Below are 12,682 nucleotides of genomic sequence, written 5' to 3' on the forward strand. Positions count from 1 at the left end.
GGCCGACAAGCGCTTGCCGGTCGGTTTCACGGCCGTGGCACGCTCCTCCGGAGGAGCAAAAGAAAGCGCTGGTGGGACGGTATTCGCGTACCGCCCGCCCGGTTCGCGACTGGAGGTTCCTACGAAGCGTGATCTGTGGGGAACGTACCGTAGCCAGGGCGGAAATGGACTTCTACGGTGGGCCCGTGCACCCCACCCCGCCATTCAACGCCCCTGCCGCGCGCCGTCTCCGTGAGGCTCTGGGGATGGCTCCCGGCCATGTCGCCTACGGGCTCGCCGCCCAGTACGGACTCCGGATCAGCGCAGAGACCGTCATCGCCTGGGAGCGCGGCCTCGCGACGCCCGGGGAGCGCGAGCTGACCGCCCTCGCCGGCGTACTCTGGTGCGCCCCCGGGGAGCTGCTGGCGGCCGCCGCCACGCTGCGCGAGCACCGGATGACGCGGGAACTGACCGTGGACGACCTGGCCCGCCTGCTGGGCATGACCGGCGCCTCGTACCTGCGGATGGAGGAGTCGGGGCGCTGGCGGGGCAACGAGAAGCAGTCGGCGGCCCTGTGCCGGGCGCTGGAGCTGACGGCCGCGCAGTTCCTGACGGCGACGGGCCGCGACGCGGAGCTGGCGGAGCTGCTGAGCAGCGCGGTCACCACGCGCTGGCAGGCGTACGTCCGCCCGGTCGCCAAGATCGTCCCGCTGGACCGGGCGCTGATCCAGGACGTGCTGGAACAGCTGCACGCCGACTACCAGGCCCTGATGGTCTCCACGCTGAGCTGGAGCAGCACGGGCCAGGAACGCGCCGGGTCGACGGGCGACGCGGGCCGGGCGTTCCTGTCCCGGGTGGTGGACCAGTTCTGGCGGACCGCCGGGGTGTGACCCCGCACGGGCCGCCCGTGCGGCCGGTGCGGCCCGTGCGGTTCTGGAGGGGCTGCCGCTGCCTGAAACACGACCACCGGAAGGGCGGCTAGAAGACCGACTCGGCCTCGTACATCCGCTCGGCGGGCACCCTCTTCAGCTGGGTGACGGCGTCGGCGAGCGGGACCATGGCGATGTCGTTGCCGCGCAGGGCGGTCATCCGGCCGAAGTCGCCGCGGTGCACGGCCTCCACGGCGTTCCAGCCGAAGCGGGTGGCGAGCACCCGGTCGTACGCGGTCGGCGTGCCGCCGCGCTGGACATGGCCGAGAATGACCGGCCGGGCCTCCTTGCCGAGCCGGGTCTCCAGCTCGATGGCGAGGCGGTTGCCGATGCCCTGGAAGCGCTCGTGGCCGTACTGGTCGATCGCGCCCTTGGCGTACGGCATGGAGCCCTCCGCCGGGTGCGCGCCCTCGGCGACGCAGATGACGGCGAACTTCTTGCCGCGCGCGAACCGCTCCTCGACCATCCTGACCAGGTCGTCGACCTGGAAGGGGCGCTCGGGCAGGCAGATGCCGTGGGCGCCGCCGGCCATGCCGGACTCCAGCGCGATCCAGCCCGCGTGCCGGCCCATGACCTCGACGACCATCACCCGCTGGTGGGACTCGGCGGTGGTCTTGAGGCGGTCTATGGCCTCGGTCGCGACGCCCACCGCCGTGTCGAACCCGAAGGTCCGGTCGGTGGAGGAGATGTCGTTGTCGATGGTCTTCGGGACGCCGACGACCGGCATGCCCGCGTCGGCGAGCATGCGGGCCGCGGTGAGCGTGCCCTCGCCGCCGATCGGGATGAGCGCGTCGATGCCGTAGCGGCGGGACAGCTCCTCGCAGTTCTCGGCGGCCTCGCGCAGCCGGTCGCGCTCCAGGCGGGCCGAGCCGAGGATGGTGCCGCCGCGGGCGAGGATGCCGCTGACCGCGTTGAGGTCGAGGGGGCGGAAGTGGCCGTCGAGCAGCCCCTTGAAGCCGTCCTCGAAGCCGATGACCTCGTCGCCGTGGCCGACCACGGCCCGGTGGACGACCGACCGGATCACTGCGTTCAGGCCGGGGCAGTCGCCGCCCGCGGTGAGAATTCCGATGCGCATCGAGGTGTGTCTCCTGCTCGCTAGTCGCGCTTTTCCGGGAGACCGACCGTGGCGGCCTCCGTGCCCTGAACCAGGACGATTGTCCCACGCCCGGCACGGGCCCCGCGCTTTCGGCCGGGCGCAGGGGGTAGGAGGGCCCTCGGCCGGTGGCCGCTGTGCCCGGCCGACCGGGCGAGGCCTCCGGCGGGCGGCATAGCGGCCCCCGCAGGTATCGTCAAGAGGCAATGCAGGCCAATGCCGCACCCGGCGGATCACCGGGCGGGCACGGGGGGCGTCACCGCACGTCCGGACGCCCTACGGGTCGCGGCACCGAACACGAGGACGGGAGAGCACGCGTGGCGCGCAGCGTGTACGTGACCGGGATCGACCGGGGGGACGGCCGGCAGGTCGTCGAGCTGGGAGTCATGGAGCTTCTGACGCGTCAGGTGGACCGGGTCGGCGTCTTCCGTCCGCTGGTCCACGACGGGCCCGACCGGCTCTACGAGCTGCTGCGGGCCCGCTACCGGCTCTCCCAGAGCCCGGCCTCCGTCTACGGTCTGGACTACCACGAGGCCTCCGCCGTGCAGGCGGAGAAGGGCACGGACGAGCTGGTCTCCCGGCTCGTCGAACGCTTCCACCAGGTGGCTCGCGACTACGAGGTGGTCCTGGTCCTGGGCAGCGACTTCGCCGCCACCCAGCTCCCCGACGAGCTGGCGCTGAACGCCCGGCTGGCCAACGAGTTCGGGGCCTCGGTGATCGCGGTGGTCGGCGGCAAGGGGCAGAACGCGGAGTCCGTCCGCGCCGAGACCCGTAACGCCTACCGCGCCTACGCGGGCCTCGGCTGCGATGTGCTGGCCATGGTGGTGAACCGGGTCGCCGCCGAGGACCGCGCGACGATCGCGGAGCGGCTCGCGGCCCGGCTGCCGGTGCCCGTCTCCGTCCTGCCGGACGACCCGGCGCTCTCGGCGCCCACGGTCGCCCAGATCACCGCGGCGCTGGACGGTACGGTGCTGCTCGGCGACGACTCGGGGCTCGCGCGCGACGCGCTGGACTTCGTGTTCGGCGGGGCCATGCTGCCGAACCTGCTGAACGCGCTGACGCCCGGCTGTCTGGTGGTCACCCCCGGGGACCGGGCGGACCTGGTGGTGGGTTCGCTGGCCGCGCACAGCGCGGGCACCCCGCCCATCGCGGGCGTCCTGCTGACCCTGAACGAGCGCCCCGGCGAGGAGATACTCACGCTGGCCGCCCGGCTCGCACCGGGGACCCCGGTCGTGTCGGTGGCCGGCGGCTCCTTCCCCACCGCCGGTGAACTCTTCGCCCTCGAAGGGAAGCTGAACGCGGCGACCCCCCGCAAGGCGGAGACCGCCCTCGGCCTGTTCGAGCGACATGTCGACACCGCCGCCCTCCTCGACCGGATCTCGGTGGCCCGCAGCGGACGCGTCACGCCGATGATGTTCGAGCACGAGCTGCTGGAGCAGGCCCGCTCCGACCGCAAGCGCGTGGTGCTGCCGGAAGGAACCGAGGAGCGGGTGCTGCGCGCCGCCGACGTACTGCTGCGCCGGGACGTCTGCGACCTCACGCTGCTCGGCGACGTGGACGTGATCCGGAAGAAGGCCGCCGATCTCGGCATCGATCTCGCGGACACCCAGCTGATCGACCCGCACACCTCGGAGTTGCGGGGCGTCTTCGCCGAGCGGTACGCCGAACTGCGCGCGCACCGCGGGGTGACGGTGGAGCTGGCCGTCGACGTGGTGGCGGACGTGAACTACTTCGGCACGCTGATGGTGCGGGAGGGTCTCGCCGACGGGATGGTGTCCGGGTCGGTGCACTCCACGGCGGCCACCATCCGCCCGGCGTTCGAGATCATCAAGACGAAGCCGGACGCGTCGATCGTGTCGTCCGTCTTCTTCATGTGCCTGGCCGACAAGGTCCTCGTGTACGGCGACTGCGCCGTCAACCCGGACCCGAACGCGGAGCAGCTCGCGGACATCGCGGTGCAGTCGGCGGTGACGGCGGCCCGGTTCGGCGTGGAGCCCCGGATCGCGATGCTGTCGTACTCCACCGGGACCTCCGGCTCCGGCGCGGACGTCGACAAGGTCCGCGAGGCCACCGAGCGGGTGCGGGCGGAGCGGCCCGAGCTGCGGGTGGAGGGGCCCATCCAGTACGACGCGGCGGTCGAGCCGTCCGTCGCGGCGACGAAGCTGCCCGGCTCCGAGGTGGCCGGCCAGGCGACCGTGCTGATCTTCCCGGACCTGAACACCGGCAACAACACCTACAAGGCCGTGCAGCGCTCGGCGGGCGCGGTGGCGGTCGGCCCGGTGCTCCAGGGTCTGCGCAAGCCGGTCAACGACCTGTCGCGCGGCGCGCTCGTCCAGGACATCGTCAACACCGTGGCGATCACGGCGATCCAGGCGCAGGGCGAGGAGCGCCCCGCATGACGACACCCACTCCCCCGGCCACTCCCCCGGCCACCGACTCCGGAAACGAAAGCACGGCAGCCCCTGTGGAACCGCACCGCGTCCTCGTCCTCAACTCCGGCTCCTCGTCGGTGAAGTACCAGCTCCTCGACATGCGCGACCGCTCCCGGCTCGCCTCGGGTCTGGTCGAGCGGATCGGCGAGGAGACCTCGCGCCTGGTGCACACGCCGCTGACCGGCGGCGGTGCCGAGCCCCGTGAGCGTACGGGCCGGATCGCGGACCACGACGCGGCGCTCAAGGCGGCGGCCGAGGAGCTGGCGGCGGACGGCCTCGGCCTCGACTCCCCCGAACTCGCCGCGGTCGGGCACCGGGTGGTGCACGGCGGGCTGCGGTTCACCGCGCCGACCGTGGTCACCGACGAGGTGCTGAAGGAGATCGAGCGCCTCGTCCCGGTCGCACCGCTGCACAATCCGGCGAACATCACGGGCATCGTCACGGCGCGGGCGCTGCGCCCGGACCTGCCGCAGGTCGCGGTCTTCGACACGGCGTTCCACACGACGATGCCGGAGGCGGCCGCGCGGTACGCGATCGATGTGGAGACCGCCGACGCGCACCGCATCCGCCGCTACGGCTTCCACGGCACCTCGCACGCGTACGTCTCGCGGAAGACGGCCGAGCTGCTGGGCCGGGCGCCGGAGGACGTGAACGTCATCGTGCTGCACCTGGGCAACGGGGCGTCCGCCTCGGCGGTCGCGGGCGGGCGGTGCGTGGACACCTCCATGGGGCTGACGCCCTTGGAAGGGCTCGTGATGGGTACGCGCTCCGGGGACATCGATCCGGCGGTCACCTTCCACCTGAAGCGGGTGGCGGGCATGTCGGCCGACGACATCGACGTCCTGCTGAACAAGAAGAGCGGGCTGGTCGGCCTCTGCGGCGACAACGACATGCGGGTGATCCGCCGCCGGATCGACGAGGGCGACGAGCGGGCCGCGCTGGCCTTCGACATCTACATCCACCGGCTGAAGAAGTACATCGGCGCCTATACGGCGGTGCTCGGCCGGGTGGACGCGGTGGCGTTCACGGCGGGGGTCGGGGAGAACGCGGCCCCGGTGCGGGAAGCTGCCATCGCGGGCCTGGAGGAGCTGGGCATGGCGGTGGACGCCTCGCTCAACGCCGTACGGTCCCCAGAGCCGCGGCTGATCTCGCCGGAGTACGCGCGGGTGGCGGTCGCCGTGGTACCGACGGACGAGGAGCTGGAGATCGCCGACCAGACGTTCGCGCTCGTCGGCCGGCCGTAGCCCGCGGGGCCTCGGAGGGGTCGACAACTGAGCACCCCCGCGCCCCTTTGTATCTTCCACCAGACGGAATATTCCGCAGTGAAACAAACCGATAGGATCCGCCTCATGCGCCGTTCCAAAATCGTCTGCACCCTCGGTCCCGCCGTCGACTCCCATGAGCAGCTCGTCGCTCTGATCGAGGCCGGCATGAGCGTGGCCCGTTTCAACTTCAGTCACGGTACCCACGAGGAACACCAGGGCCGTTACGACCGTGTCCGCAAGGCGGCCGCCGAGACCGGCCGCGCGGTGGGCGTGCTCGCCGACCTCCAGGGCCCGAAGATCCGGCTGGCGAAGTTCGCCGAGGGCCCGGTCGAGCTGGTCCGCGGGGACGAGTTCACCATCACCTCCGAGGACGTCCCCGGCGACAAGTCGATCTGCGGCACGACCTACAAGGGCCTGCCCGGCGACGTCGTCAAGGGCGACCCGATCCTGATCAACGACGGCAACGTCGAGCTGAAGGTCGTCGCGGTCGAGGGCCCCCGGGTGAGGACCATCGTCATCGAGGGCGGTGTCATCTCCGACCACAAGGGCATCAACCTGCCCGGCGCGGCGGTCAACGTCCCCGCCCTGTCCGGGAAGGACGTCGAGGACCTGCGCTTCGCGCTGCGGATGGGCTGCGACCTGGTCGCCCTCTCCTTCGTCCGGGACGCCGAGGACGTCAAGGACGTCCACAAGGTGATGGACGAGGAGGGCCGCCGGGTCCCCGTCATCGCCAAGGTGGAGAAGCCGCAGGCGGTCGAGCACATGGAGGGCGTCGTCATGGCGTTCGACGGTGTGATGGTGGCCCGCGGCGACCTGGCCGTCGAGTACCCGCTGGAGAAGGTCCCGATGGTGCAGAAGCGCCTGGTGGAGCTGTGCCGGCGCAACGCCAAGCCGGTGATCGTGGCGACCCAGATGATGGAGTCGATGATCACCAACTCGCGCCCGACCCGCGCCGAGGCGTCCGACGTCGCCAACGCGATCCTGGACGGCGCGGACGCGGTCATGCTCTCCGCCGAGTCCTCGGTGGGCGCCTACCCGATCGAGACGGTCAAGACGATGGCGAAGATCGTCGTCGCGGCGGAGGAGGAGCTGCTCTCCAAGGGCCTCCAGCCGCTGGTCCCCGGCAAGAAGCCCCGTACGCAGGGCGGTTCGGTGGCCCGCGCCGCCTGCGAGATCGCGGACTTCCTGGACGGCAAGGCCCTGGTCGCCTTCACCCAGTCCGGCGACACCGCCCGCCGTCTCTCCCGCTACCGCACGGCCCAGCCGATCCTGGCCTTCACCACGGACGAGGCCACCCGCAACCAGCTCGCCCTGAGCTGGGGCGTCGAGTCGCACGTCGTCCCGCACGCGGACAACACCGACGCGATGGTCGACCTGGTCGACGCGGAGCTGCTGAAGCTGAACCGCTACAACGACGGCGACACGATGATCATCACCGCCGGCTCGCCCCCCGGCGTCCCCGGCACCACCAACATGGTCCGGGTGCACCACCTGGGCGGCGAGCGGGACTGACCCGCACCCCGCACCGACAGGGCCGTGGGCGGTACTCCTGATCAGGAGTACCGCCCACGGCCCTGTGCGGCTCCCGGGCGGGACCGGGGGCGGGCGGCTGTCAGCCGTTGCCGCCGTCGAGGTAGTTCTTCAGCCCCGGAACGGTGAGCGTGCCACCGAACTGGCCGGCCTGGACCACCTTCACCTTGGTGAAGAAGGCGAAGGGCACGTTCAGCGGCGGCGGGGTCTGAGGGCTGAAGGTGATCGGGATGAGACCGAAGAGGTTGCCCTTCAGCTCCTCCGTGTACATCGTCACCTCGCCGTCGCGGATCGTCGAGGTGGATCCTGGCCGCGACTTCACATGGCCGGTCGTGCCCGCGGGGCCGACGGTCAGCTGGTGCAGGTCCTTGATGTCGATGGAACCGGCGGTGAACTTGAGCACCTTCTTGATGCTGCCGTCCGCCTTCTTCACCTCGACGATGCCGTGGTAGTCCAGGCCGTTGAGGGTGAGCAGCGTCGACTCCAGGATCCACGGGTCGGACGGGAGCAGCGGCATGCCGGGCTCCAGTTCGGCCGCGGCGAGCGCGTCCGGGTCGGGCTCGGGGCACGGGAAGCGGGGTTTGGCGCCGTCCGGGATGTCCTCGTCCTTCTTGGGGTCGAGTCCCTTGACGTCCTCGTCGAGTTCCTCGACGTCCTTGCCCGCCCTCCGGGCCGCCTCGCGGATGGCGTCGGCCGTCTTGTCGGACGTCTCCTGCGCCTTGTCCGCCGCGCTCCCGGCCGTGTCCTTCGCCGGGTCCTTCGCCGGGTCCTCCGGCTCGTCGGACGGCTTCGGGGCCTCGGTCGTCGGGCTCGGGGACGGAGTCGCCGGCTTCTCGGTCCCGGCCCCGTCGTCCGGCCCGTCGAAGAGGTCCTTGAGCGCGTCGCCGACCCCGAGCGGGTCCAGCGGGTTCTTCGACTTCGTGGGCGTCGGGGTCGCGGAGGGCGCCTCGGCGGGCGTCTCCCCGGCGGCCCGCGCCGGCTTGTCCGCGTCCGCGTCGGGCTTCGCCCCGTCGGCGGAACCGCCGGCCGAGGGCGAGGTCGTGGGCGTGGCGGTGGCGTCGTCGCCGGGCTTCGCGTCCTTGTCGGACTCGCCCTTGTCGGACTCGTCCTTCGCCGTGGCCGACGGGGACGGGGTGGCGTTCGGCGACTCGGACGCGCTCGGCTCGTCGGACCGGGTGACGCACGGTCCGGGCGCGAACGGGATGTCGGCGCGGTCGTCGGCCAGGGCCAGCCTGGGCGTCAGCCCCATGCCCACGAAGACCGCCGTCGGCATCGCGGCGAGCGCCAGGGCCTTCTTGCCGCTGGGCAGGTGGAGTTTGGTCAGCAGCGACTTCCTGGGGGCCGCGTGACGGGGGCCCCTGCGCTCGCGGAGGTCGTCGCCGGGGTGGGCGTTCACCTGCTGTCCGTCGTCACCCCGCACGATGCCTCCCGCCGTCGGCGCCGGCTGCCAGGTCGTACCCGGCGCCCTGCTGCTGCGGCACGGCCGCGGCGCGCGACTCGCCCGCGGAGCGCTCCTCGTCGGGGTGCTCGGCGAGCGGGGTCCCCTCGGCGTCCTCCGGCTTGCCCGGGGCCCAGGAGATGGACATGGCTCCGCCGACGAGGGCGAGGGCGAATCCGATGACGAAGCCGCCGATGTTGGCGACGGGGATGGAGATCAGCGCGAGCAGGATGGCCGCGACACCGGCGAAGACCCGCACGATGCTGTGGTACCACATCGTCAGGCCGAGCGTGATCAGCAGGACCCCGATGATCAGGGATCCGGCGCCGGCCGTGGTGGACATGGCCAGCGTCATGTTGCCGAGCGTCATGCTGGCGTACGGGAAGTAGGCGATGGGGATACCACCGGCCATGGTGAACAGTCCGGCCCAGAACGGCCGGTGACCCCGCCAGGCGCGGAAGCGTCGCCGAATGACGCGGATGTAGTGCTCGTTCTGCCCTGTGGACTCGGGGCTCATGGAAAACAGCTCCCTGGAACCGGTACTGCCGTGAGATGGGGAGGGTGGGCGACCGGAAGGCCCGGAGAGGACGTTCCGGTCACCCTGGCCGGAGTGCTAGAAGCACTCCTTGACGCCGGTGTGCAGCTTCAGCTTCAGGTCGCTGAGCTTGAAGGTGCCGGCGGTGGTCGCCCACGCCGTCTGCTTCACCTTGGTCAGGATGGCCCGGTCGGCACGTTGCGCGAAGCCGGCCTTGTTGGCCTCGGTACCGGGCTGGATGCCTATCCCGTTCGGCCGGTCCTTCTTCTTCAGTTCACCGGCCGCGACACCGATGTCGATGTTCTGGAAGTCGGCGTCGGCGTCCAGCTGTGCGACGTCCAGGTAGAGGTTGGTGGCCTCGACCGGCCGGTCCGGGTCGGTGCCCGCCGTCAGCTCAAGACTGACGCTCTTGCCGATGAAGGGGACCTTCGGCGTGACCACCGACTGGCACATGTTGGTGATCGTGGCGCTGCTGAAGCCCGACACCGCGACCGGGTGCGCGGCTTTCCTGCCCTTGAGGTCCTTGCCGACCGCGACACTGCCGTACTGGACGAAGTCGTGGCCGTCCAGCTTGTCGGTGCTGACCTTGAAGCTCTGCCCGGACACACTGAACGACGCGGCGAGCGCGCCCTGTGCGAGGCCGACGCCCACCGCCGCCGTGGCGGCGACGCTCGGCACCATGACCAGGGCGAACCGCTTCCATCTCGTCCCACCGCGAACCTGGGAACTCATATTTGCTCCTTCTTCTCGGACGTACATCTCCGGTCCGGGCGTCGTGCCCGTCCTGGGATGGGAGAAGTGCTACGTCCTCGGGAAGGAGAGCGCCCGCACTCGGAGACGTGTCCCGCATCCGATCCACCGGCGTTCACCCCCGAGCGACAACCACTGGCCGCGCTGTCCGCGCGGCCGGTCGGACAGGCCCCGCCCGGTGGGCGGGAACCCCCCTGTCCGCGGTCGGCCCACTGCCGCCGACCACTCGGTGGGGACCCAACAGACCCTCGGGCACCGGCTGGAGACCGGGCCGAGGCTATGGGACCGAGCGTGGCCGATCGTGGTGCATTCACGGCCGTGACACAAGGGGGATCATTACTGGCTAGTAACGGCCCGATAACCACAGGCGGACAGGGCGGCGTCACGCGGCGACACAGGGTGGCACGAAAGGGACATCCGAATGGCGGGAAACTTCCTGGAAACAGGACAGAATCACCGACGCGCCTTACTGCGAGTAACAGCTTGCATCTTTGTCAAGATTTGGTAAAGCGCGGTCTTCTCGCGTTCCTCTTTGGCGTCAGGACGGCAAAACGGCCGCGCCGCCCGGGGGGCGGTGCGGCCGTCTTGTCACATCGGAACAACCGGGCGCGTCCGGAGCGGACCTGAGGTGAACGAAAGCCCCGGGCTCAGAACAGGACGCGGGCCAGCGCGGTGCGCGCGGCGGTGACCCTGGGGTCCTCCGGGCCGATCACCTCGAACAGTTCGAGGAGTCGCAGCCGGGCGGCGTCGCGGTCGTCGCCCGCGGTACGACGGACCGCTTCGACGAGCCGGCCGAAGGCGTCCTCGACATGCCCGCCGACCAGGTCGAGATCGGCGGCGGCCAGCTGGGCGTTCACATCGCCCGGGCTGTCCGCGGCTTCCTTGCGGACCGCCTGCGGGTCCAGGCCCTGGACGCGGCCGAGCAACTCCGCCTGGGCCAGGCCCAGCTTGGCCTCCGGATTGCCCGGGTCGTCCGCGAGGACGTTCTTGTACGCCTGGACCGCGCCACCGAAGTCGTTGGCGTCGAGAGCGGACGCGGCGGCCTCCAGTACGGCGTCGTACGGGCCGGCCGGCACCTCGGCCGGGACCGCGTCCGCCGGGGCGGCGTCCGGGTCGACGGCGATCCCGGTCAGCCCGAAGCGCTCCTCGCCGACCTGGATCAGCTGATCCAGCGTCTCGCGGATCTGGGCCTCGGGAGCCGCGCCCTGGAAGAGCGGGAGGGCCTGCCCGGCGACGACGGCGAAGACCGCCGGGATGCCCTGGATGCCGAACTGCTGCATCAGCATCTGGTTCGCGTCGACATCGACCTTGGCCAGCAGGAAGCGGCCGTTGTACTCGACGGCCAGGCGCTCCAGCAGGGGGCCCAGCTGCTTGCACGGCTCGCACCACTCGGCCCAGAAGTCGATGACGACGGGGACTTCGGCGGAGCGCTGGAGGACATCGCGCTCGAATCCGGCTTCATCGACGTCGATCACCAGGGCGGTGGGCGCGACGGCGCCGGCGCCCCCGGTACGGGCGGCCTCCGCGCGGGCCTGCTCCGCCTTGGCCTTGGCCTCACCGGCCGCCTTGACAGCGGCGAGGTCGACAACACCGCTCATGGACATGTTCCTAGGCTGCATGCGTACATCCTCCCCCCTGAGCACACCGTTCCGGAAAGCGAGTGCGAGAACCGGACCGGCCCGGGCGCCCCCAACCGGTGTGCGGGGGGCGGACGGGCCGAGACGGTCCGGCTCCCCGGAGCGCCCGTGGGGCCCGGAGGAACCGGTCGGGCCCCTGAAAGACCCTGGCCAAAACTGACCGGACCCCGAAAGGCCCGGGTGGACCTTCCGGATCCCCATCCGGCCGGTCCGTGCGGCTCCGGGTCCCCACCCGGCGCCTGGGATCCCCGTGGAGACCCCGATGGTTGTCACTCGTTCGTTCCGTGGCGCAGGGGGCGATCCGGCCGCCTTCCTTACGCTACGACCCGTAGCGTAACTGCCGATCACCCCGCCCGGACAGGTGCTCCCGGTGATCTGTCTCACGGGTACCGGAGCACAACCGTCTCCCCTACCGGCCGGTATGGTCGCCGCATCATGAGCGACACCGACCCCCGAGCCACCCGAACAGGACGTCCGCGGAGCACCGCGGCCGATGCCGCGATCCTCGAAGCGACGCGGGCTTCCCTGGTCGATCTCGGCTGGTCGAAGCTGACGATGGGCGATGTGGCGACCCGGGCCGGTGTCGCCAAGACGACCCTGTACCGGCGCTGGGCGGGCAAGAACGAGCTGGTCGTGGACGCGGTCGCCGTCCTCTTCGACGAGCTGGAGCTGCCCGACCGGGGCAGCCTGGCCGCCGACGTCCAGGGCGTCGTGCTCCAGTTCGCCGCCCTGCTGGAGCGGCCGGAGGCCCGTACGGCGCTGATGGCGGTGGTCGCCGAGTCCACCCGCGACGAATCGTTGCGCCTGAGGATCCGCTCGGCGATCGTGGACCGGCAGAAGCGGCTGGTGCTGCTGGGCCGGGAACGCGCCCAGGCCCGCGGCGAGCTGCGGTACGAGGACGACTCCTCGACCGCCGCCCGCAACGCGGACCTGATCTTCGACGTGATCGCCGGGGCCGTGGTGCACCGCACGCTGGTGAGCGCGGAGCCGGTCGACTCCGCGTGGGCGAGCGGCTTCACCTCACTGCTCCTGCTGGGGCTGGCGGGCGCGCAGACCGGGTAGCCGGGGCCGGGACCGGGCGTACGCGGCGGCTC

10 protein-coding genes are annotated in these 12,682 nt (G+C 71.4%); 5 read left to right on the forward strand and 5 right to left on the reverse strand.

Going from position 1 to position 12,682, the window contains the following annotated elements; translation table 11 throughout:
• The first annotated feature begins 164 nt into the window (after positions 1-164).
• The gene (locus tag D581_RS0119745) at positions 165-869 is read left to right on the forward strand and encodes a helix-turn-helix domain-containing protein (RefSeq protein ID WP_026290708.1); all 705 of its coding nucleotides are present in this window, start codon (positions 165-167) and stop codon (positions 867-869) included.
• Positions 870-957: 88 nt separating this feature from the next.
• Here D581_RS0119745 and D581_RS0119750 read toward each other — a convergent pair whose 3' ends face one another.
• A complete protein-coding gene (locus D581_RS0119750; protein WP_018958938.1) occupies positions 958-1,983 on the reverse strand; it encodes an ATP-dependent 6-phosphofructokinase in 1,026 nt (341 codons plus the stop codon).
• Positions 1,984-2,318: 335 nt separating this feature from the next.
• Here D581_RS0119750 and pta point away from each other — a divergent pair, with 335 nt between their 5' ends.
• The 3 genes from pta to pyk all read left to right on the forward strand — a co-directional run bounded on the left by pta (position 2,319) and on the right by pyk (position 7,210).
• On the forward strand, positions 2,319-4,400 hold the full coding sequence (gene pta, locus D581_RS0119755; protein ID WP_018958939.1) for a phosphate acetyltransferase: 2,082 nt from the start codon (positions 2,319-2,321) through the stop codon (positions 4,398-4,400).
• Between the two features lie 65 nt (positions 4,401-4,465).
• Entirely contained in the window at positions 4,466-5,677 is a 1,212-nt protein-coding gene (locus D581_RS0119760) for an acetate kinase (protein ID WP_018958940.1), read from the forward strand.
• Between the two features lie 105 nt (positions 5,678-5,782).
• Positions 5,783-7,210, forward strand: coding sequence for a pyruvate kinase (gene pyk, locus D581_RS0119765; protein WP_018958941.1), 1,428 nt, complete (start codon positions 5,783-5,785; stop codon positions 7,208-7,210).
• Positions 7,211-7,310: 100 nt separating this feature from the next.
• On the opposite strand, the gene D581_RS0119770 is transcribed toward pyk, so the two are convergent.
• The 4 genes from D581_RS0119770 to D581_RS0119785 form a co-directional block, all read right to left on the reverse strand.
• The gene (locus D581_RS0119770) at positions 7,311-8,648 is read right to left on the reverse strand and encodes a hypothetical protein (protein ID WP_018958942.1); all 1,338 of its coding nucleotides are present in this window, start codon (positions 8,646-8,648) and stop codon (positions 7,311-7,313) included.
• Positions 8,638-9,183, reverse strand: coding sequence for a DUF6114 domain-containing protein (locus D581_RS0119775; RefSeq protein ID WP_018958943.1), 546 nt, complete (start codon positions 9,181-9,183; stop codon positions 8,638-8,640). The genes D581_RS0119770 and D581_RS0119775 overlap by 11 nt, the downstream gene beginning before the upstream one ends.
• Positions 9,184-9,279: 96 nt before the next feature.
• Entirely contained in the window at positions 9,280-9,933 is a 654-nt protein-coding gene (locus D581_RS0119780) for a DUF6230 family protein (RefSeq protein WP_018958944.1), read from the reverse strand.
• 665 nt (positions 9,934-10,598) lie between these two features.
• The gene (locus D581_RS0119785; RefSeq protein ID WP_026290709.1) at positions 10,599-11,570 is read right to left on the reverse strand and encodes a tetratricopeptide repeat protein; all 972 of its coding nucleotides are present in this window, start codon (positions 11,568-11,570) and stop codon (positions 10,599-10,601) included.
• A 453-nt stretch (positions 11,571-12,023) separates the two neighbouring features.
• Here D581_RS0119785 and D581_RS0119790 point away from each other — a divergent pair, with 453 nt between their 5' ends.
• A complete protein-coding gene (locus D581_RS0119790) occupies positions 12,024-12,650 on the forward strand; it encodes a TetR/AcrR family transcriptional regulator (protein WP_018958946.1) in 627 nt (208 codons plus the stop codon).
• Positions 12,651-12,682 lie beyond the last annotated feature (32 nt).

It is taken from the genome of Streptomyces sp. CNB091, from assembly GCF_000377965.1.